Raw genomic sequence first — 21809 nt, 5'->3', positions numbered from 1 at the left:
TCCAAGCTAGGACCGGTCGCCGTACTCGACCCTGTTGAGCACGGATGATGCCGGGTCGCCCGCTTGCAGCGGAGGCTTCGTGTCCTGCTGCACCATCAGCGTCACACCGAAAACGGCAGCCGCCCCCAACAACAGGCCGACGACAATGCTGGCCGCAGAGGGTACGACGAACCGATTCACCCGGCCAACCTAGCACGGCGACATCCCTGATCCGTGTGAGGCGGACCTGGGTCGACACGCAGAGAATCGATTACCGCTAGCTCAGCGGCTAAGGTCGGGCCCCATGGCTTCACCGCGTCTCGTCGCAACTTTCGCAGCGTTGTCCGGGCTGTTGCTGGCCTGCTCCCCGAGCGCTCCGGCACCGGAGTCTCAATCTTCGGACACGAAGCCGATGTCCACCCACGCGCCGATGCCGGCAGCACCGGTGTGTGACCTGGCGGCCCTGTCACCCCGCGACAAGCTGGCCCAGCTGCTGACCGTCGGTATCAAGGACGCGGCAGACGCCCGTTCCGTGGTCGCTGACCAGCACGTCGGCGGCATCATGATCGGCAGCTGGACCGACCTGTCGATGCTCAACGACGGATCCCTCCCCGATATCTCGGCCGCCGGCCCGTTGCCGCTGGCGGTCACCGTCGACGAGGAGGGCGGCCGGGTTTCGCGGCTGGCCTCGTTGATCGGCGAGCAGCCTTCGGCGCGGGTGCTGGCCCAGACCAAGTCCGCCGACGAGGTGTACGGCATCGCGCTGGAGCGCGGAAAGAAGATGCGCGGCCTCGGGATCACCGTGGACTTCGCGCCCGTTGTCGACGTCACCTCGGATGCCGACGACACCGTCATCGGCGACCGGTCCTTCGGGGACGACCCGGCCAAGGTCACCGAGTACGCCGGTGCCTACGCCCGCGGACTGCGGGATGCCGGGGTGCTGCCGGTGCTCAAGCACTTCCCGGGCCACGGTCACGGCTCAGGTGACTCGCACACCGGCTCGGTGACCACCCCGCCACTGGAGGATCTGAAGGCCAACGATCTGGTGCCCTACGCCACCCTGACCACCCAGGCTCCGGTGGCCGTCATGCTCGGGCACCTGGAGGTACCGGGCCTGACCGGTACCGATCCGGCCAGCCTCAGCCCCGCCGCGTACCAACTGCTGCGTTCGGGCGGATACGGCGGCCCGGGCTTCAACGGTCTGGTCTACACCGACGACCTGTCCAGCATGGCCGCGATCAACCAGCGCTACGGAGTGGCTGCGGCAGTGCTCAAGGCCTTCCAGGCCGGAGCCGACAACGCGCTGTGGATCACCACCGACGAGGTGCCCGCGGTGCTGGACGGCCTGGAGAAGGCGCTGGCCGATGGTGAGTTGAACCAGGCTGCGGTGGATGCTGCGGTGCAGCGCAATGTGGATGCCAAGGGCGGGGTGCACTGCTAGCTCACCGAGGTCACGACCTCGAGAAGCGGTGCGCTGTCATGGTTCACAGCGAGTAGACGCGATCGGCGTTGTGCACGCCGATCATGTCGACGATGCGGATCGCGTCGGACTCAATGCAGTCCCGGTCCGCACCCACTCACCCAGCGTGAGCCCCATGGTGCGCCGCCACAACACCGAACCCAGCAGGTGCAGCTCGCGTGGCCCGAAGGCGTCCGAGGAATACAGCTGTTTGGCGAACGGCGCACTGAGCTGCTGCCCTGACCGTCAACCGGACGCTTATTCTGTTCGGATGGCAGGTGGAACCAAGCGGCTGCCGCGGGCCGTACGCGAACAGCAGATGCTCGACGCTGCCGTGCAGATTTTCTCGGTCAACGGCTATCACGAGACGTCGATGGACGCGATCGCCGCGGAGGCCGAGATCTCCAAGCCGATGCTGTACCTCTACTACGGCTCCAAAGAGGAGTTGTTCGGCGCCTGTCTGAACCGCGAGCTGACCCGGTTCGTGGACGTGGTGCGCGGGGAGATCGACTTCACCCAGAGCCCCAAGGAACTGCTGCGGAGCGCGGTGCTGGCGTTCCTGACCTACATCGATGCCAACCGGGCGTCGTGGATGGTGCTGTACACCCAGGCCACCAGCTCGCAGGCGTTCGCCCACACCGTCCGCGAGGGTCGCGACCGGATCATCGACCTGGTGGCCCGGTTGCTCAGTACCGGCACGCGTAATCCTCAGCCCGACAGCGATTTCGAGATGATGGCGGTGGCGCTCGTAGGTGCCGGTGAGGCGATCGCCAGCCGGGTGAGCACCGGGGACGCCGACGTCAACGAGGCCGCCGAATTGATGATCAACCTGTTCTGGCGTGGCCTGAAGGGCACCCCGTCGGACGCGGGAACGCAGTCGGTCACAGCAGGCTAGCGGCCGTTGCCCGCGCACTCTGCATCTCATAATTGGTGTCCGGACACCCCTGATGAGGGCAGTACGCTCCCGGTATGGGTTCCGAGCTGAAAGTTGCTCCGGCCGTATTGCGGTCGGCCGCTGCCGCTGAGACCGCGGTCGGTGGGGCCATCACCGGCCTTCAGGTCGGGCAACCACTTAGTGCGGCGGCAGCGGCGATGCCGGGCCTGCAGAGCGGCGCGGCCTGCGGTCAGGCCTCCTCGATCGTGGAAGGCGCCGCCACGGCCGTCGGTGGCGAAATCAGTGCGCATGCAGGCAAATTGACCGATGCCGCCAGTGCCTATCAGCGCACCGATGAGGAGTACGCCCGTCGTCTGAATTCAGCGCTACCAGCGGGTTGACATGTCGGTTTCGATCTCTCAGGTGGAAGCCTCCCACCCGGAGGCACTGGTGCAGAGTGGCGCCGACATCGGTACCCGGGCAGCCACTCTGGCCGCCCAGATGGATCAGCAACGGGCCACCATCGACCAGCTGCGCGCTTCTTGGACGGGCACCTCGGCCGATGCCGCCATCGCCGGCGCCACCGCGTCATTGGAACGTATGCAGCGGCTCCATGACTCTCTGTCCGCACTGCGCTCGGCCTTGCAGGACGGCGGTACCGAACTGGTGCAACAACGCAGCCGCATCGTGGGCACCGTCGACAAGCTGAAAGGGCAGGGTTGGCAGGTCGCTGACGACGGAACCGTGTCGGTCCGTCCCGGCAGCGTGCTCGATCTCTACGCGAAGCTGAGTCCGGTGAACCGGATGCTGGTGCAGGCGATGGCCGCAAAGGCATCGGCGCAGCTGAAGACGATGTTGGCGCAGTTCGAGACCACCGACAACAAGGTCGGACAACAGGTACGGGACGCCGTAGCGGCGCTCAATGCGCCCGATCCCAAGCAGGCGCCCGATCCGAACAGCCCCAAGGCACTCGTCGAGCGTCTGGCCGGGATGACGCCTGACGAGCGGGCCGCATTCCTGGCGGGCCTGAGCCCGGAAACCCTGCACGAGATGGTGCTCGCCGACCCGCAGGTGATGGGCAACACCGACGGTGTGCCGTTCGATACCAGAATCGAAGCCAACAACATCAACATCCGCAACGCATTGGATGAAGAGCTGAAAAAGCCGTCACCAGATGAGGCCCGGGTCAAGCAGTTACGAGCCATGCTTGAACCGATCGAGTTTCCTCCCGGTAGCGGCACGATGGTGCCACGAAAGTTCGTCGGATTCTCCACCGAGGGCAACGGGCGGATGATCGAGATGATCGGCGAGATCAAGCCGGGGATCAAGGGCGTCGGTGTGGTGGTTCCCGGCACGGGCACCAACCTGAACGGCAGCGGCTCGAACCACAAAGCGGCGGTGGAGTTGGCAGATCAATCGGAATCGCCTGTCTTCCTGTACATGGGCGACGACTTCCCCCAAGATCTGCTGACCGACGCGACGGACCCGTCGTACGCTGCGTCGATGGCTCCCAAGCTGGTGTCGTTCGGCCATGAGATCGACCGGGAGGTGGGTGCGGGGGCGGCAGGGACACCGGTTACCTATATCGGCCATTCCTACGGTGGCGCGATCGTCGGAACCGCCGAGCAGATGGGGTTGCGCGCCGATCGCGTCCTGCATGCCTCGTCGGCGGGCACCGGCATTCTCTCCGGCGAATACACCAACCCGAATCCGGACGTTCAGCGCTATTCGATGACCGCGCCGGGAGATCCGATCGGGCCGGTTCAGTCGCTGCCCCGTGACGCCACCGATCAACAATGGATCGACTCGATACCCGGGATTCCGCACACCGTCGACGGGCAGGTGGGCAATCCGCTGGGTGGCCTGCCCTCGGCGACTGACCCCGACAAAATACCCGGTGTCACCCGCCTGGACACCGGGTACTACGGGCTCGGGGGTGGCCACCACGGCGAGGTGATCGTGGGGCAGAACGCACACGGAGAATACTGGAACGACCCTAAATCAGACGCGTTCAAAAATATGGTCGCCGTCATCAGTGGTGGCGAGGCCACCGGCTACGTCGAGCGCGGGATCGAGACCAACTATATGGATATCGATATCGGTGACGACGGGAACTTCCGGGCCGAGGCGTCGGATACGGCACGCGGCTTCGGCGCACCCAAAATTCCGGAGTTGCCCTGGGATGACGACGGATCCTACGAAAGACGCCAGCACCCGTGGGACAATCCGCGGGTGACCGACAACCCCGGCCGCGGGCCACAGATACAGGTCAAATGAGATATCTCGCAGCACTTTTCCTGGCTCTGGTCGTGATGGTCACCACTTCGTGCGGGCCGTTGCGCAAGGATGATCCGCACATGGACGATGAGGCGACGATGGAACCCATCACCTTGACTGTCACCGAAGCCTCCCGAGTGGTGGCGGGCTATGTGTCGATGATCGTCGGCAGGCCCATCGATCCCGATCCCGCCTTCGCGGCCTTGCATGGCTGCCGAACAAACGATGCGTTGATGCCCGACGGGCCACCCTGGCGGGTGTACCGCCATGCCTCGATTCCCGATCCCGCACCCGAACTCGTCCAGGCAGCCCTCACCCGTATCGACACCCTGCGCGATCAGGGGTTCAAACCCATCCCGTGGACCCGCCCAGAGCCGGAACCGCCGAACAACAAAGCCTACGAGGACAGTCGCGGGTACAGCGTCTCGGTACAGGCTGAAGTCAGTCCCGCCGGTACCTACAGACTCGACGTGTCCGCGACCTCGCCGTGTGCGAATGAGGATTAGACCGCCGTACCCTCCACCACGCTGAATGGCGAGGCCGTCTCCACGACGCGGGTGAGCTGGAAACCCGCCTGCTGGTAGAGGCGGCGGTAGTCGTCCGCGCTGCGTTCCCTCGCGGCGATGCCGACCAACATCTCCATGTCGATCCACTTGCCGAGGAACTCGCGGTCGTGGTCGGGGATGACCGCCTCGATGAGCAGCAGGGTGGTCCCCGGTGTGGCGGCGGCGCGCACATTGCGCAGGATGGTCAGGGCGTCGTCGTCGGGCCAGTCGTGAATGATGTTTTTCAGCAGGTAGGCGTCGGCGCCGGCGGCCACGCTGTCGAAGAACGACCCGGGAACCACCTGAACCCGTTCGGCCACACCGTATTTGCCCAACATCGCCGGTGCGCCCTCGACCACCTGCGGCAGGTCGTAGAGCATGCCGCGGGCCGTCGGGGCAGCGGTCAGAACCGCGGCGAGCAGCCGGCCGTGCCCGCCGCCGACATCGGCGATGGTGCCGAACCGGGTGAAGTCATAGGCGGCCGTGACCGGGGCGATGGCCAGCTCGGAGATGCTGGTCATCGCGTCGTTGAAGATTGCGGCGAGCTCAGGCACGGATCCGATGTAGTCGAACGTCGCCTGGCCACGCAGCTTGGGGATGACGGCCTCACCGGTGCGGACCGCGTCGCCGAGATGGCTCCAGTGCTCCCGGTGCTCCGGTGAGCCCACGAATTTCGCCATCGCGCCGACGGACACCGGCGCATCGGTGCGCAGGGTGTCGGCCAGCGGGTTCAGTGCATAACGTCCGTCGCGGGTGCGGCGGAAGACGCCCTCGCTGACCAGGGCTCGCATCAGCCGGTCGAGGGTGTCGGGGTTCGCTTCGACCCGGCGCGCCAGCTCGTCGGGACGCAGCGGGCCGTCGGCCAGCGCGTCGGCCACTCCGAGCTGTGCGGCGGCCGCGATGCCCTGGGCCACCCAGGCGCCCAGGATCAGCTCCAGCATCGCCGCGGGCGGCGGTACCGCGCGTCGATACAGCCGATGCAGATGATGGCGGACGCGTTCGACCGCGCGAACCAAACGAGCGGGCGGCACCTTGGCGGGAGTCACCGGATGACTCTAGGGCAGGTGAGCGAGGCGCAGGTCACAACGGCCGGTCTCGATGGTGAACAGCAAACCGAACTGGCGTCGGAACCAGTCGCGCCGGCCGCCTAGAGTGGTGCGAATGTTCATCGCGACCGAAGAGCCCGGTAATGCCTGACACAGGCACCGGTGGCTCGTCGCTGGACCAGCTTTACCAGCTCAACCGCGAGGTGGCCGAGTCACGCTCGGCCCGGCTGCTGGTGACGAACAACCTGGCCACCTACCTCACGCTGATGGAACGCCACCTGGACCGGGGCACCAAACTCACCGAGACCGATCTGGTGGTCCGGCTGGAACGCGACCTGGCCGACCTCGGCTCCGAGACCGAGCAGTCGGGCCTGGCCGTCATCAAATACTGGGCCAGCCAGGGGTGGCTGCACCGGATCACCGAGCAGTCCGGCGACGCCGAGCGCAACGTCTGCTACCTGACCTACGAGGCCCGGGCCGTGGTGGATTTCGCCCGCCGCATGCGCCGTGAGGACACGATCGCGACCGGCGGTTCGATCACCGGTATCGCTGCCGGTCTGCACCGGGTGGCCGGCCAGGTCAGCAACGACCCGGACCGCATCCGCGCCGACATCGAAGCCGAGATCGCCAAGCTGCGTGACGAATTGGATGCCCTCGAGCAGGGGCAGCGGCCCGAACCGGACCTGGTCGACGTCGAGGATGAGGCACGGGCCATCGCCTTGCAGATGGAGCAGATCGTCTCCGACATCGGGCAGTACGGCGCCATGCTCAACCGCATCACCACCCGACTGTTGGACGCCTCCGCCGATACCGATCTCGGTTACCGTGAGCGCCAGCGTCAGTTGTTCGACGACTACGAGTCACTGTTCGCCTCCCGTGAGAGTGCCTCCTACACCGCTTTCACCCGGATGATCCAGGACCCCGAGCAGCGGGCCGCGCTGGTGACCGATATCGAGGCGGTGACCCGTGAGCTGCCGCTCCTGGACCCGGGCCTGCGTGAGGTGATGACCGGGTTCTTCAGCCTGGTGTCGGCGCAGACGGCAGAGGTGGGCCGGACCCGGCAGCGTTGCGCCCGCCGCATCAAACGCTTCGTCGCCTCCGGCACGCTGGAACACAGCCGTGGCGTCACCCGTCAGCTCAACGATGCACTGGCCAGCGCGCACGAACTGCTCAGCGTCTCGCTGGCCGACAGCCGGATCGGCGTCGAGGTGCCGCTGGTCCGCACCGATCTCAATTCGATTGGCGCCGTTGCCTTCAAGATTCGTGACGCGATCCCGCCGTCGCAGGCGGAGTCCGCCGACGGCGAGGTGAATCTGTCGGCGTTCTCGGCATTGGCGTCCCAGGTCGACGCCGCCGAGCTGGCCGAGTTGATCAACGGCGCGGTGGCGGCCGGGCCAGTGTCGCTGCCCGACGCGATAGGCATGCTGGACTCGGCGTATCTCGGGCATGTGATCGTGCTGTGGTCCTGGGCACTCAAGCAGCACGCCACCGCCGACGTCGAATCCGTCCGGGTGCGCTTCCGGTCCCTGGAGGGCACCGACCGTGAAATCGAAATCCCCCGACTGGTTTTCACCGAGCCGATCCCTACTGCCAGTGAGAGCATGCTATGACCGACACCCCGGAAACTTCTCCCGTCTCAGATGCAGTGCCGGTCTCAAATACGGCGATCGACTTCGATGCCCTGCCGAGCATCGACACCGTCGAACGCTCCACCGATCAGCGTCGCGCGCCCCGCTTCGACGGGGATGTCAGCGAGTTACCCGACCGGGCCTGCTGGGCCCTGCAGCACCTGCTGTCGCGGCGTTACGTCAGCAAGGACAATCACTCGGAGCTGTGGTCGTGGGTCACCCGGTATCGCACCGAGCTCACCGTGCGGCTCTCGGAACTCGATATGCGGCTGTGTATCTCGGACGATCACGACATCGCCTACGTCGAGCAGGCCGACTACGAATCGCAGTGGCGGCGCCGGCTGCTGCGACGCGAGACCCTCAACACCTACGACTCGATCCTGGCCCTGCACCTGGCCAAGCTCATGCGGGCGGCGGCGCGCGACGAGAACGTCCTGATCAGCCGCGACGAGATCCACGAACTGTTCGCCGGGGTGAACAACGACACCGACCGCGACACCGCGTCGTTCGACAAACGGATCGACAACGCGATCGAGCGGCTCACCGACATCGACATGCTGGCCCGCAACCGCGAGGACGAGGACAGCTTCACCATCAGCCCGGTGGTCAACGCGATCATGACGGCCTCGATGATCACCGAACTGCAACAGCAGTTCGAGCAGCTCAAGCGGGCCGCGAACGGCACAGTCGATGACCCCGACGACACCGACGTATCCGAACGGCTCTCCGACGATGTGGACGCTCATGGCTGAACCGACCAACCAGTTCGCGCTGTCCCGTCTACAGGTCATCAACTGGGGCGTGTTCGATGGGTATCACTCGATCCCGTTCAGTCAGCACGGCACGCTGATCACCGGATCCTCGGGCAGTGGTAAATCCTCACTGCTGGATGCGATTTCGTTGGCTTTCCTGCCCTCACACCGGCGCAACTTCAATGCCTCCGGCGATACCACGGCCGCAGGGGCGGGCACCGGCAAGCGCACCGTGGACAAGTACGTCCGCGGTGCGTGGGGCGAGCGACGCGAGGGCACCAGCCGTCAGATCATGTACCTGCGCGGGACAGGCCCGGCCTGGTCGGCGGTCGCGGTCACCTACAGCGACCGCACCGGGCGCTCGGTCACCGGGCTGGTGCTCAAATGGCTTGCCGCCGAGAAGACCTCGGATCCGGGCAGCCGGTACTACCTGATCGACGCCGACCGCGACATCTTCGGCCTGTGCAACCGGTGGGCGGCCAACGGCTATGACGCTGCGGTTTTCCGCGACGACGGCTGGACTGGTGGCCGCAGTGAAACCCAGTACCTGGCCCAGCTGTACGCGAGCATCGGCATCCGGGCCTCGGAGGCCGCCCAGCAACTGCTGGGTAAGGCGAAATCGCTGAAAAGCGTTGGCGGTCTCGAACAGTTCGTCCGCGAGTTCATGCTCGACGAGCCCGCCAGCCTCAGCGGTGTGGAAGAGGCCCTGGACCAGATCAACCCGCTGGTCGAGGCCCGCGGCCTGCTCGACGTGGCCCGGCGCAAGCGCAACACCCTGGGCAACATCGCTGCGGTACAGGCGCGTTACGCCGACGAGGCGGCCAAGTTCGGGGTGATCGACACGATCGACAACGCGATGGTCCGCGACTATGTCGACCACCTCCGGCTGGCCCAGTCCGGCCCGGAGATCGACAATCTCGACGATCAGATCACCCAGCTCGGCGCCCAGCGTGACGAGTTCGGTTCCCAGCAGCGTCAGTTCAAGAACGAGCACAACTCACTCATGGCGCAGATCAACACTGTCACCGTGGATCTCGTCCCGCTGCAACAACGTCTGACCGAGGCCGAGCGGATCAGTGAAGAGGTATCGCGCCGGCGCAGCGGCTACGAGGACAAGGTCACCGCACTGGGGTTGACCCCGCCGGACAACGGTGAGGAATTCTGGTCGCTGCGTGAGACCTTGATGGACGAGGCCGACCGGCTGCATCGTGAACTGTTCACCGGCAACCAGCCCTACGTCGAGGCCTCGGCGAAGGAAGTGCGGGCCCGCGAGGCGCGCGAGAGTATCGAATCTGAGTTGGAGCGGGTGCAACGACTGGGTTCCCCGCTGCCGCGGACCGAATATGAGATGCGGGCACGTATTGCGCGGGCGCTCGACATCTCCGAGCGTGATCTGGTCTACGTGGCTGAGTTGATGGAGCTCAAGCCCGAAGAGTCGCGGTGGCGGCTGGCCGTCGAAAAGGTGTTGCGCGGGGCCGGCCTACGTCTGCTGGTGCCCGATGCCTACATGGAACGGGCGCTGCGGTTCGTCAACGAGAACGACATGCGTGGACGGATCCAGTTGCAGCACGTCCAGCACGGATCTCAGTTGCGCACCCCGCCGCCGCACACCCTGGCCACCAAACTCCAGCTCGCCGACCCGACGCACGACAGTGCGGTGGAGGCGCTCAACGTGGTTGCAAGCATCGGTGATCACGTATGTGTCGACGGGCCGGGCGAGTTCACCGAACAGTCCCGCGCCGTCACCGACCAGGGCCTGCGCAAGGACAGCGGCCGGCTGTCGATCAAGGACGACCGGTCGCGGCTGCGCCCGTCGGACTACATCTTCCTCGGCGGTACTGCAGCCAAAGTCGAAGCGCTGCAAGATGATCTGACTGCCGCGCAGGACGTGTACCAGACGGCACGCAGTGCCCGCGAGCGGCTCGACGAGCACCGCGGCCAGTTGCAGTCCCGTGAGAGGGCCTGCCGGGCGTTGTGTGACCAGTTCATGCAGTGGAGCGACATCGACACCGACTCGGTCGACGAGATGCTCGAGCGGCTGCAGGACGAACACAATCTGCTGGTCTCCGACAACCCCGACGCCGAGCGGCTGCAACAGCGGGCCGATGAATGCTGGGAACGCGTCGAGAAGGTCATCCAGCAGATCGGGTCGCTCAACGAACGCGAGACCACGCTGGACCGCAGGCGAACTGCGCTGCTGGAACTGAGCGAGCTCCTCACCGAGCGGCTCGGCTCCCACGTGCTCCCGCAGCATGCCCGCGACACCATCGACGGATATGCCGCCGACATCGCGCTGACCCTCGAACTGCTCGAATCCGAGTCGTACCGAAGCGAACTGACCCGGGTGATCAGTCGCGAGCGGGACCGGCTGCGGGCGGACCGCAACCGGTCGCACGACGAGTTGGCCGGCATCATGGCCGCCTACGACAGTTCGTTCCCCGACGCCATCCCCAACGACAGCGATGTGTTCGACGAGCGGGTGCACGACTACGTGGCGCTGTGCCGTCGTATCGACGAGCGTGAGTTGCCCGACGCCTACGAGCGTATGCAGCGGCTGATCACCGAGCAGGCCCCGGGCGCGATCCTGAACCTGCACATGATCGCCGACAACGAGGCGCGGCGGATCACCGAGCAGATCGCCCGCGTCAACACCGGGCTGGGCGCGGTGGAGTTCAACCGCGGCACCCGGCTGACCCTGCATGCCGGCACCCGGCACCTGGCCGCGGTCGACGAACTCAACGAGAAGGCTCAGCGCATCTCATCCCGGGTGTCCTTGGTGAGCTTCGGTGATGAGACCGCGATGTTCGAGCAGTACACCGACATCCTGCAACTGCGGAAGTTGTTGGCCGGCAACACACCCGAAGATCGCCAGTGGACCCGTGATGCACTGGATGTGCGTAACCGGTTCGTGCTGTACTGCGAGGAGCGCGACGCCCGGACCGGCGAGGTCATCCGGACCTACAGCAACTCCGGTGACAACTCCGGCGGTGAGCAGGAGAAGCTCATGGCCTTCTGCCTGGCCGGGGCGCTGAGCTTCAACCTGGCCAGCCCGGACAGCGACGACACCCGGCCGCTGTTCGCCCAGTTGATGCTGGACGAGGCGTTCTCCAAATCGGATCCGCAGTTCGCCCAGCAGGCGTTGTCGGCGTTCCGCAAGTTCGGCTTCCAGTTGGTGATCGTGTCGACTGTGCAGAACAGCACGACCATCCAGCCCTACATCGACAACGTGGTGATGGTGTCCAAGTCGGACGCGTCGGCGCCGAACGCCCGGCCGGTCGCGTCGGTCACCTCCGCATCGATCTCCGAATTCGCCGATCTGCGGCGCACTTCGGGGGACGCGGTACCCAGCGCCTAGCTCCACTGGGCGGTGGACAAACCCGAGAACCTCGCCGACCCGGCGCGCCCTTCTGGCCGCCGATCACTGACTAGGAAGCACACGTCAGGGTCCGTGAACATGTCTCCTGGGGACCTTGGCCGCGCGCGGCTCGGGGATGCCTTCGGAATCCGTCGAACGGGCACATTGGGCTCAATGTGACGGCGGAGGGTAGTACGGCGGCGCGGGCAACAACTTCTTGTTGTGCGCGTCGGCGGCCATGTAGGCCCACACGACGCCTCCGATCCAGGTGAACAACCAGAGGAACCAGGTCATGCCGAGGGTGAAGAGGCCGACCAAGAACAGCAGCACGTTGATGCCGAATATGATGAAGGCGCCAGGCACAGTCGCGTAGAGCATGCCCAGGCATCCAAACAGTGCGGCCAGCAAGGCTGCGAGCCCCGGGTTTTTCGCGGCCACGGGCGGGGCGTGCACGGTCACGTGGACCGCGGGTGCCGGGTAGTACGGGTAGGGGTGTGGGCCGGTGCTGCCGAGGTAGCCGGGCGGCGGGCTCAGATTGGGCTGGAGCAGGGGCTGCGGAGGTGGCGGCGGCCCTAGCGGTGGCACCGCCGGCAGATCGTTCTCGTCGGCCTGGCTCATTGCTGCCCCCTAGCTTTTCGGTGAGGTGAGGCTACCGCCAGCGCGAACCAGATGTGAGTTGCTGGGCCAATGTCTTTGCATGCAGTAGGGCTCTGCAGCGGTCCTCAAAACCCGCTATTCGCGCCTTTGTGCCGGCGGTCGGCGGTCGGCGGCGGAGCCTGGTGGTCGTAGACGGCCACCAGCTCCCCTCGCGCAGTGGCTCAGCGCAACGGGCTGACCGTCGCCGACAGGTGCGGGTAACCCTTCGACAGATTGCGCAGAGTCAGCTCCCAGCCGTCGGCGTCGCGCTCGACGTAGAGCCCGGCCTTCGCCGGCAACACCACCGGCTTGGCGAACCGCACCGAATACTTGACCGCATCGGGCAGCTGTCCCTCGATGTTCGCCAGAACTGCTGCGGCGCTGAACATTCCGTGGGCGATGACAGTGGGGAAACCGAACAGCTTGGCGGCGATCGCGTTGGTGTGGATGGGGTTGTGGTCCCCGCCGATCGACGCGTAGTTCCGGATCTGGCCCGCCGTGATGTTCAGAACGGCGTTGGGCGGCGGCAGTTTCGGCTGCTTCTGCGGCTCCGGCTTGGGTTCACCGGACAGGCTGGTCCGCTGCTGGTGCAGGAACGTCGTCACCTGGTGCCACGCCGTGTCGTTGCCGACCTTGAGCTCGGTGACGATGTCCACCAGCAGGCCCTTGCGGTGCTCACGCAGGTTCTCCGCATGCACGGCCGCGCTGACCGCGTCGGTCACCTTGATCGGCTTGTACTGCGTGATGTGGTTCTCGATATGCACCGAACCCATTGCGGCGAACGGGAAATCGAATCCGGTGACCAGCGACATCACCGTCGGGAAGGTCAGCGCGAACGGGTAGGTCAGCGGCAGGGTGTCGCTGAACCGCAGCCCCGTCACCTGGGCATAGGCCGCGACGTTAGCCGGGTCGATGGGCAGGTCCTCGACCGTGATGGTGTGGGTCGGCAGGGTTTCGTCGCGCGGGATGAACGGCAATGCGCCGACGACGGCACGGAGCATGTTGTTCACGTGCTCACGCCCCCGGCATGGCTTGGCCGCAGACGCGGATGGTGTTGCCGGTGACCGCGTTTGACGCCGGGCTGGCGAAATAGGCGATCAGCTCGGCCACATCCACCGGCTGGCCGCCCTGGAACAGCGAGTTCAGCCGGCGGGCGACCTCACGGGTGGCGAGCGGGATGGCGTCGGTCATCTTGGTCTCGATGAACCCGGGTGCCACGGCGTTGATGGTGATGCCCTTCTCGCCCAGCACCGGCGCCAATGCTTCGGTGAGCCCGATCATCCCGGCCTTCGTGGCGGCGTAGTTGGTCTGCCCGCGGTTACCGGCGATGCCGGCCATCGAGGACAGGCCGATCACCCGGCCGCCTTCGCCGAGCGTGCCACTGGCCACCAAGCCCTCGGTGAGACGCTGCGGGGCAAGAAGATTCACCGCGATCACGGAATCCCAGCGACTCTCGTCCATGTTGGCCAGCAGCTTGTCGCGGGTGATGCCGGCATTGTTGACCAGCACGTCGACCTTGCCGCCATGCTGTGCGGTGACATGGGCGATTATGGCGTCGACTGCATCTTCTGAGGTGACGTCGAGCGTCAGGGCGCTCCCGCCGACCTTCTCGGCGACCTTGCCCAGATCTTCGGCGGCCTGGGGAACGTCCACCGCGACCACGGTCGCGCCGTCACGTGCCATCACCTCGGCGATAGTTTCGCCGATGCCGCGGGCCGCACCGGTCACCACGGCGACCTTGCCGGCCAGCGGTTTGTCCCAGTCCGCCGGCGGCGTCGAGTCGGCGGCGCCGACCCGATAGACCTGCCCGTCGACGTAGGCGGACTTGGCCGAGAGGATGAAGCGCAGGGTGGACTCCAGGCCCGTTACGGCGGGCTTGGCGTCGGCGGCCAGGTACACCAGTGATGCGGTGGCGCCGCGCTGCAGTTCCTTGCCCAGCGAGCGGGTGAAGCCCTCCAGGGCGCGCTGCGCGATCTGGGCGTTGACGCTGCCGGCCTGATCCGGGGTGGTGCCGATGACGACCACGCGGGCGCACGAGGCGAGGTTGCGCAGGACCGGGGTGAAGAACTGGTAGAGCTCCTTGAGCCCGGCGGCGTCGGCGATGCCGGTGGCGTCGAGCACCACGCCGCCGAACGAGTCGGCCCAGCGGCCGCCGATGTTGTTGGACACCACGTCGTAGTCGCCGGCCAGCGCGGCGCGCAGGGGCTCCACGACGCGGCCCTCGCCGCCGATCAGCAGGGAGCCGGCCAGGGGCGGCTGCCCGGCGCGGTAGCGGCGCAGAGTCTCGGGCTGCGGTACGCCCAGCTGCTTGGCCAGGAACGATCCCGGCCCGGAGTTGACCACTTGGGAGAACAGGTCGGAAGCCACTTCAGCTGCCTTTCGCTTCGCAGTACTGCGTTGTCCATACCGAACTTACTCCAGAGTAAGAACAGTGGGTAATATAGCCCCGGACAACCCGACAGTGGAGGGCAAACAGATGGCCAACAACACGACCCGGCGACGCGTTGCCGTTTTGGGTGGCAACAGGATTCCGTTCGCGCGGTCCGACGGCGCCTATGCCAACGCCTCCAACCAGGACATGTTCACCGCCGCGCTGGACGGGCTGATCGAGCGTTTCGATCTGGCCGGTGAGCGCCTCGGTGCGGTGATCGGTGGCGCGGTGCTCAAGCACAGCCGCGACTTCAACCTGATGCGCGAATGCGTGCTGGGCAGCGCTTTGTCGCCCTACACGCCGGCCTTCGACCTGCAGCAGGCCTGCGGCACCGGCCTGCAGTCCGCGATCGCCGCAGCCGACGGAATCGCCGCCGGCCGGTACGAGGTCGCCGCGGCCGGTGGTGTGGACACCGCCTCGGATGCCCCCATCGCGTTCGGTAACGACCTGCGCCAGGTGCTGCTGGGCCTGCGCCGGTCCAGGTCCAACCTCGACCGGCTCAAGCTGGTCGGCAAGCTGCCGGCCGCGCTGGGCGTGGAGATCCCGGTCAACAGTGAGCCGCGCACCGGTATGTCGATGGGCGAGCACGCCGCGGTCACCGCCAAGAAGATGGGCGTCAAGCGCATCGACCAGGACGAACTGGCCGCCGCCAGCCATCGCAACATGGCCGCCGCCTACGACAGCGGCTTCTTCGACGATTTGGTCACCCCGTTCCTCGGGCTGTATCGCGACAACAACCTGCGGGCCGATTCCACGGTAGAAAAGTTGGCGAAGCTGCGACCCGTGTTCGGCGTCAAGGCCGGTGACGCGACCATGACCGCGGGCAACTCGACCCCGCTGACCGACGGTGCCTCGGTGGCGCTGCTGGCCAGTGAGGACTGGGCCCAGGCTCACGGCCATGAGCCGCTGGCGTACTTCGTCGACGCGGAGACCGCCGCCGTCGATTACGTCAACGGGCCCGACGGCCTGCTGATGGCACCGACCTACGCGGTGCCCCGACTGCTCGCCCGTAACGGACTGACACTGCAGGATTTCGACTTCTACGAGATCCACGAGGCGTTCGCCTCGGTGGTGCTGGCCACGCTGGCGGCGTGGGAATCCGACGAGTACTGCAAGGAGCGCCTAGGCCTCGACAAGGCGCTCGGCAGCATCGACCGCACCAAGCTCAACGTCAACGGTTCCTCGCTCGCCGCGGGTCACCCGTTCGCGGCCACCGGTGGCCGGATCGTGGCGCAGTTGGCCAAGCAGCTGGCGGAAAAGAAGAAGCAAACGGGTCAGCCGGTGCGCGGACTGATCTCCATCTGTGCGGCCGGGGGACAGGGCGTCACCGCGATCTTGGAGGCGTAGCTTGCGGAGCCCGACCATCAGGCTGGAGGCGTAGCTTGCGGAGCCCGACCATCGAGCTGGAGGCGTGACCAGGCTTGACCGCCGCCGCGAAAACATCCGAAAAGTTTCTTTTGGGGATGTGTAACGGCCGCGGCATAGAGGTCGATACATGGGTAGCTCCGTGTTGCCGTCTGACCCCCCGACCCGACGGCAACACGGGGCGACCTAGCTTCTAACTCTTGGCAAAATTCGGCCGTACTTTTCTCTGGTTTGAGGGGTACCCGAGGCGTACGATCGAGCCTACGACGGGTTCGGGAGTGACTGATCCAAAGAGTCGGTACAGGGGTGAAAGACCGGCTGCGTGAGACGAATTGAAACGCCCCCAGGTGTCCTCCCGAACCCGCCCTTTTTGTCTTAATCCCCCTCCTCTTCTTGCCCCATGCGGCCCGCTCTCCGCATAGCGTGGTGCCATGGAGATCAGCCTTATCGCCTCACTCAGTGACACCGGCGGCCGCTCGCCGGTCGACGCCACGGTAGAGAATCTCGCCCAGCTGCACGACGAGGGATTCCGGCGGGTCTGGATGACGCAGATGCCCTATGAACCCGACCTCCTGACCGTGCTTGCGGTCGCGTTTCGTGAGGTCGACGGGATCGAGGTGGGCACGGGCGTCATCCCGATCCAGAATCAGCACCCGATGCTGCTGGCCCAGCGCGCGCTCACGCTCAGCCTGATCAGTGGTGGCCGGTTCCTGCTCGGCCTCGGCATGACGCATGCTGCGGTGACCGAGGGCATGTGGGGTATTCCGTGGGACAAACCGGTGCGGCGGCTGCGTGAGTATCTGGACGGGCTGCAGCCGCTGTTGGCCGGCGAACCCGCCGATGCGCCGGGTGAGACAGTGACCACGCGCGGTGCCCTGCAGATCCCCGGGGCGCCGGCGCCCGACGTGTACATCGCCGCACTGGGGCCGCAACTGCTCAAACTCGCGGGCCGTCGCACGGCGGGAACCGTCACGTGGATGACGGGCCCGACCACCCTGGCCGAACATGTGGCCCCGACGCTGCGGGAGGCGGCCGGGGACCGTCCGGTCCGCGTTGTCGCGGCACTTCCGGTCAGCGTCACCGACGATGTCGACGGGGCCCGTGCCCAGGCCGCCAAACAGTTCGCGATGTACGGGCATCTGCCGTCCTACCGGGCCATGCTCGACCGGGAGGGTTACGCCGGACCTGAGGATGCCGCGATCATCGGCGACGAAAGTACTGTGGCAGAACGTATTCGGTCACTCGGAACGATTGGCGTGGACGAATATGTCGGGGTGGTGTTCGATGCGTCGCCCGAAACCCGGGCCCGCACAAGGGCATTGCTGCGCTCGCTTGACAATTCCTAGGCCGAGCCGGGTTGAGGAGCGGGCTCGGGCTCCGGCTCGAGCAGTTTGCGAACCGAGGTACGAGATCCGTAGGGGCGCAACATCCGGCTGGCAGGGCGGGGTCGCACGATCTGCGGCCACCAGAACCACCGGCCGAGGAGTGCCGCGATCGACGGCGTCATGAACGACCGCACGATCAACGTGTCGAAGAGCAGGCCGAGGCCGATGGTGGTGCCGATCTGGCCGAGGACGATGAGATCGCTGAAGATGAACGAGGACATGGTGGCCGCGAACACCAGACCGGCCGCGGTCACCACCCGGCCGGTCCCGGCCATGGCGCGGATGACGCCTGTTTTGAGCCCTGCCCCGATCTCTTCCTGGAATCGGGATATCAGCAGCAGGTTGTAGTCCGCGCCGACGGCCAGCAGCAGGATGATGGCCAGTGCCAGCACGATCCAGTACAGCTGGATGCCGAAGATGTACTGCCACACCAGGACCGACAGACCGAACGACGCTCCCAATGACAGCACGACCGTCCCGACGATGACCATTGCGGCGACCAGGCTGCGGGTGATGAACATCATGATGAGCAGGATGAGGCTGATCGCGGCCAATGCGGCGATGAGCAGGTCGTATTTGGCCCCGTCCTGAATGTCCTTGTACGCCGAAGCGGTTCCGGCCACGTAGATCTTGGCGTCCGACAGGGGAGTGGCCTTGATCGCGTCGAACGCGGAGTCCTTGATCGCGTCGATGTGTGAGATGCCCTCGGGCGTAGCGGGAGTGCCCTCATGCGTGATGATCATGCGGGCGGCCTTGCCGTCGGGCGACATGAACAGCTTCAGGCCGCGCTTGAAGTCGGGATTGTCGAACGCTTCCGGCGGTAGGTAGAACGAGTCGTCGTTCTTGGCGGAGTCGAAGGCCTGTCCCATCGCGGTCGAATTTTCGAGGGCTTCCTGGGACTGCGAGTTGGTCCCGGCCGTGGTTGCGTAGTTGGACAAAGTTAGGTCCCGGTTGCGCTCCTGGATGGCGATCTGCGGCGGTAGCAGCGCCACGAGTTTCGGCTGGAGGGCGTCGAGCTTGTCCAGGCTCGCGGTGATCTGCCCGAACTGGTCGCTGAGCTTGTCGATCCCGTCGAGCGCGTCGAAGACCGACCGCAGCGCCGCGCACATCGGGATGTCGAAGCAGTGCGGTTCCCAGTAGAAATAGTTGCGCAGGGGCCGGAACTGATCGTCGAAATTGGCGATCTTGTCGCGCAGGTCGTTCACGATCGCGACGGTGTCGTGGAAGGCCTGGGTCTGCTCGTGGGTGGCGGCGGCACTGGCCTGCTGCAGCGTGACCTGCTGCTTGAGGATGTTGATCGTGTTCGATAGCTCATTGGCCTGTTTGAGAAGATCGGCCGCGCGGTCCTGCTGGTAACCCAAATTCATGATCTGGCTGGCGCTTTGCGCGCTGATCTGAAATGGGATGGAGCTGTGCTTGATCGGCGTGCCCAGTGGACGGGTGATCGACTGGACCAGGGCAATGCCGCGGGTGTGCAGAACGGCTTTGGCAACACGTTCGAGGACCAGCATGTCCGCGGGGTTGCGCATGTCGTGATCGGTTTCGATCATCAACAGCTCTGGGTTCAGTCGGGCCTCCGAGAAATGGCGTGTGGCGGCGGTATAGCCGACGTTGGCCGGTGCCGATTCCGGTAGGTAGGGGCGGCCGTCGTAGCTGGTCTTGTACCCCGGCAGGGCGAGCAGGCCGACGAGCGCGATCAGGCACGACACCACCAGGATGGGACCGGGCCAACGCACGATCGCGGTACCGATGCGGCGCCATCGCGGCGCCCGGGGGTTGCGTTTCGGCTCGAGGAGTCCGAATCGGCTGGCGATGGTCAGTACGGCGGGTCCCAGCGTCAGTGCGGCGACCAGCGTCACGAGCACGCCGATGGCGGCGGGTATGCCCAAGGTTTGGAAGTAGGGCAGCCGGGTGAAGTGCAGGCAGGCCACGGCGCCGGCGATGGTCAGTCCGGAGCCGACGATGACGTGCACCGTCCCACGGAACATGTCGTAATACGCGGTCTCCCGGTCCATGTCACGGCTACGTGCTTCGTGATAGCGGCCCATGATGAAAATGCCGTAGTCCGTGCCCGCGGCGATTGCCAACAGTGTCAGCAGATTCGTCGAATAGGTGGACAGGCCGATGACCCCGGAATGCGCGAGCGCTGCCACGACGCCGCGCGCAGCGGCCAGTTCGATGAGGACCGTGACGAGCATGATGAGCATGGTGACCAGCGAGCGGTAGACCACCAGCAGCATCACTGCGATGACCAAAAAGGTTATGCCGGTGACCTTTTCGGTGCCCTTGCTGCCGACCTCGAAGTTGTCGGTGATGAGCGGTGCGGCGCCGGTGACGTAGGCCTTGACCCCGGGCGGTGGCGGGAGGCTCGCCACGATCTCACGGATGGCGTCGACGGATTGGTTGGACAACGCTTCGCCCTGGTTGCCGGCCAGGTACACCTGCACCAGCGCGGCTTTGCCGTCCTTGCTCTGTGAGCCACCCGCGGTGAGCGGGTCTCCCCAGAAGTCCTGAATGTGCTCGACGTGCTTGGTGTCCTCGGCCAGTCGTTTCACCAGCGTGTCGTAGAAGCGGTGGGCGTCGTCCCCGAGCGGCTTGTCGCCTTCGAGCACGACCATGGCTGCGCTGTCGGAGCTGAACTCGTCGAAGACCTGACCGATGTGTCGCATCGCCATCGTGGATGGCGCGTCGGGCGCGTTCAGGCCTACCGAGCGCGCGGCACCGACGACCTCCAGTTGTGGCACAAGGATGTTCGTCAGTGCGGCGATGGCGACCCACACCAGCACGATCGGTACGGCGAGCAGGCGAATGGTCCGCGCCGTCCTGGAACCGACGACTTCACCTTCTGCGTGCTGCCCGCTCATGCTGACTTGTCCAAGCAGGCGATGTAGCCGTTCACGTTCTCGGTGGACCTTTCGTCCTTGACCACACCGTTGACGGTGATGCGGCACCCGATGGACTCGCCGTCCCCTTGCGCCCGCAGGTCGGCGAACATGGTCGGGTCATCGGTGACCAGCGTCTGCGACCACGGCAGCGTCACGTCTTCGGCCCGCTGGGGTTGTGCGTCGATGTCCAGGTAATTGATGGTGGCGACCGAACCCGGCGATCCGAACACTTCGAAGAGAACCCGCTTCGGGTTGTATCCGGTGTTCTCCAGGGCGTCGGCGCTGGGGCGTGACACCTGGTTGTCCGAACCGAATATGCCGTGCAGCCGGCTGACGGTGAAGGCGACGACCGCCACCACGAGCACGGCAACGATCACCGTCCAGCGCCGCCGGACCAGGCTTCCTACCGAGATCCCCTGCATCTCAGAGCCTTTCGACAACGATCGTGACCGCGCCGTCCGGCGGGAGTCTTGGCCGTTCTAATGCGTCTGAACGGTACCGTACGGTACAGTCTTGGCGGGGGCAAGAGTTATGGCCAGTTGACTTGGCTTCCTCCGACGAAAGGTCCTCCGCGTGTCGCCCGCTTCTACGCAGGATGTATCGGCCCAGGTTTCGCAATGGACCGAGCGTGAGGCGGAGTTGCTGGCGGTGACCCTGCGGCTGTTGCAGCAGCACGGATACGACCGGTTGACCGTGGAAGCCGTCGCGACCGAAGCCAAGTCGAGCAAGGCCACGATCTACCGCCGGTGGCCGTCGAAGACGGATCTCGTCCTGGCAGCTTTCATCGAGGGCACCCGGATCCAGCTGGTCCCGCCCCGCACCGGCTCGTTGCGGGCCGACCTGCTGAGCATCGGCGCGTCGGTGTGCACCCAGGCACGGGAGCACGGCAGCACGATGAGCGCGATCATGTCCGAGGTTGCGCACAGCCCGGAATTGAGCGCCGCCCTACAGAACCAGTTCGTTCTGCAGCGCAAGATGCTGATGACCGAGGTGCTGACGGACGCGGTCGACCGGGGAGAGATCGACGCCGCGGCGGTTCACAACGAACTCTGGGATGTGATGCCGGGATATCTGGTGTTTCGATCCCTGATCCCGGGACGTCCGCCGACCGAGGAGACGGTTCGGGCACTCGTGGACGATGTCTTGATGCCCAGCCTGACCCGCTTCTGACTTCGCAGCGCGGCGGGGTCGG

General features: G+C 65.8%; 18 protein-coding genes and 1 pseudogene. 11 read left to right on the top strand and 8 right to left on the bottom strand.

Features of this window, described 5'->3' with window-relative positions:
• Nucleotides 1-6: 6 nt before the first annotated feature.
• Nucleotides 7-180 (bottom strand): DUF2613 domain-containing protein, encoded by a 174-nt coding sequence (locus AB0I14_RS04340; RefSeq protein WP_003891682.1) that lies wholly within the window; start codon nt 178-180, stop codon nt 7-9.
• A 103-nt stretch (nt 181-283) separates the two neighbouring features.
• On the opposite strand from AB0I14_RS04340, the gene AB0I14_RS04335 reads away from it, so the two are divergent.
• Complete coding sequence (locus AB0I14_RS04335) at nt 284-1420, top strand: glycoside hydrolase family 3 N-terminal domain-containing protein (protein ID WP_358016271.1); 1137 nt, start codon at nt 284-286, stop codon at nt 1418-1420.
• A 43-nt stretch (nt 1421-1463) separates the two neighbouring features.
• On the opposite strand, the pseudogene AB0I14_RS04330 reads toward AB0I14_RS04335, so the two are convergent.
• A pseudogene (locus AB0I14_RS04330) lies at nt 1464-1663 on the bottom strand (amidohydrolase); the annotation flags it as partial.
• Nucleotides 1664-1709: 46 nt separating this feature from the next.
• Here AB0I14_RS04330 and AB0I14_RS04325 point away from each other — a divergent pair.
• The 4 genes from AB0I14_RS04325 (at nt 1710) to AB0I14_RS04310 (ending at nt 5095) form a co-directional block, all read left to right on the top strand.
• Nucleotides 1710-2333 carry a TetR/AcrR family transcriptional regulator gene (locus tag AB0I14_RS04325; RefSeq protein ID WP_358016268.1) on the top strand — a complete coding sequence of 208 codons (624 nt, stop codon included), beginning with the start codon at nt 1710-1712 and terminating at the stop codon, nt 2331-2333.
• Nucleotides 2334-2407: 74 nt separating this feature from the next.
• Nucleotides 2408-2713, top strand: a complete 306-nt coding sequence (locus AB0I14_RS04320; RefSeq protein ID WP_358016265.1) for a type VII secretion target — start codon at nt 2408-2410, stop codon at nt 2711-2713.
• Nucleotide 2714: 1 nt separating this feature from the next.
• Complete coding sequence (locus tag AB0I14_RS04315; protein ID WP_358016263.1) at nt 2715-4589, top strand: alpha/beta hydrolase; 1875 nt, start codon at nt 2715-2717, stop codon at nt 4587-4589.
• Nucleotides 4586-5095, top strand: coding sequence for a hypothetical protein (locus AB0I14_RS04310; RefSeq protein WP_358016260.1), 510 nt, complete (start codon nt 4586-4588; stop codon nt 5093-5095). Before AB0I14_RS04315 ends, AB0I14_RS04310 begins: the two co-directional genes overlap by 4 nt.
• Here AB0I14_RS04310 and AB0I14_RS04305 read toward each other — a convergent pair.
• Nucleotides 5092-6180 (bottom strand): methyltransferase, encoded by a 1089-nt coding sequence (locus tag AB0I14_RS04305; protein WP_358016257.1) that lies wholly within the window; start codon nt 6178-6180, stop codon nt 5092-5094. The two genes, AB0I14_RS04310 and AB0I14_RS04305, sit on opposite strands and share 4 nt — an antisense overlap.
• 143 nt (nt 6181-6323) lie before the next feature.
• Here AB0I14_RS04305 and AB0I14_RS04300 point away from each other — a divergent pair, with 143 nt between their 5' ends.
• From AB0I14_RS04300 to AB0I14_RS04290, 3 genes are read left to right on the top strand one after another with little or no spacing between them, the layout of a single operon-like run.
• Nucleotides 6324-7790, top strand: coding sequence for a DUF3375 domain-containing protein (locus tag AB0I14_RS04300; RefSeq protein ID WP_358016254.1), 1467 nt, complete (start codon nt 6324-6326; stop codon nt 7788-7790).
• Nucleotides 7787-8560, top strand: coding sequence for a DUF4194 domain-containing protein (locus tag AB0I14_RS04295; protein ID WP_358016251.1), 774 nt, complete (start codon nt 7787-7789; stop codon nt 8558-8560). Before AB0I14_RS04300 ends, AB0I14_RS04295 begins: the two co-directional genes overlap by 4 nt.
• Nucleotides 8553-11915 (top strand): ATP-binding protein, encoded by a 3363-nt coding sequence (locus AB0I14_RS04290; RefSeq protein ID WP_358016248.1) that lies wholly within the window; start codon nt 8553-8555, stop codon nt 11913-11915. Before AB0I14_RS04295 ends, AB0I14_RS04290 begins: the two co-directional genes overlap by 8 nt.
• A gap of 171 nt (nt 11916-12086) precedes the next feature.
• On the opposite strand, the gene AB0I14_RS04285 is transcribed toward AB0I14_RS04290, so the two are convergent.
• The 3 genes from AB0I14_RS04285 to AB0I14_RS04275 form a co-directional block, all read right to left on the bottom strand.
• Nucleotides 12087-12533, bottom strand: a complete 447-nt coding sequence (locus AB0I14_RS04285; RefSeq protein WP_358016245.1) for a hypothetical protein — start codon at nt 12531-12533, stop codon at nt 12087-12089.
• Nucleotides 12534-12733: 200 nt separating this feature from the next.
• The gene (locus tag AB0I14_RS04280) at nt 12734-13552 is read right to left on the bottom strand and encodes a MaoC/PaaZ C-terminal domain-containing protein (RefSeq protein ID WP_358016796.1); all 819 of its coding nucleotides are present in this window, start codon (nt 13550-13552) and stop codon (nt 12734-12736) included.
• Between the two features lie 13 nt (nt 13553-13565).
• Entirely contained in the window at nt 13566-14918 is a 1353-nt protein-coding gene (locus AB0I14_RS04275; protein WP_358016242.1) for a 3-oxoacyl-ACP reductase, read from the bottom strand.
• A gap of 109 nt (nt 14919-15027) precedes the next feature.
• Between AB0I14_RS04275 and AB0I14_RS04270 the strand changes: the two genes are divergently transcribed.
• Both AB0I14_RS04270 and AB0I14_RS04265 read left to right on the top strand, forming a co-directional pair.
• Nucleotides 15028-16329: an acetyl-CoA C-acetyltransferase gene (locus AB0I14_RS04270; protein WP_358016793.1), complete on the top strand. Its 1302-nt coding sequence runs from the start codon at nt 15028-15030 to the stop codon at nt 16327-16329.
• Between the two features lie 449 nt (nt 16330-16778).
• Nucleotides 16779-17693 (top strand): TIGR03564 family F420-dependent LLM class oxidoreductase, encoded by a 915-nt coding sequence (locus tag AB0I14_RS04265; protein ID WP_358016239.1) that lies wholly within the window; start codon nt 16779-16781, stop codon nt 17691-17693.
• Here AB0I14_RS04265 and AB0I14_RS04260 read toward each other — a convergent pair.
• Together AB0I14_RS04260 and AB0I14_RS04255 are read right to left on the bottom strand one after the other, a co-directional pair.
• A complete protein-coding gene (locus AB0I14_RS04260) occupies nt 17690-20596 on the bottom strand; it encodes an MMPL family transporter (RefSeq protein WP_358016236.1) in 2907 nt (968 codons plus the stop codon). The genes AB0I14_RS04265 and AB0I14_RS04260 overlap by 4 nt on opposite strands.
• Entirely contained in the window at nt 20593-21039 is a 447-nt protein-coding gene (locus AB0I14_RS04255; RefSeq protein ID WP_358016233.1) for an MmpS family transport accessory protein, read from the bottom strand. Before AB0I14_RS04255 ends, AB0I14_RS04260 begins: the two co-directional genes overlap by 4 nt.
• Before the next feature lie 151 nt (nt 21040-21190).
• Between AB0I14_RS04255 and AB0I14_RS04250 the strand changes: the two genes are divergently transcribed.
• Nucleotides 21191-21787, top strand: a complete 597-nt coding sequence (locus tag AB0I14_RS04250) for a TetR/AcrR family transcriptional regulator (RefSeq protein WP_358016230.1) — start codon at nt 21191-21193, stop codon at nt 21785-21787.
• Nucleotides 21788-21809 lie beyond the last annotated feature (22 nt).

The organism is Mycobacterium sp. NPDC050441 (assembly GCF_040655355.1).
Classification (GTDB): domain Bacteria; phylum Actinomycetota; class Actinomycetes; order Mycobacteriales; family Mycobacteriaceae; genus Mycobacterium.
This window is presented reverse-complemented; position numbering and strand designations above follow the sequence as displayed.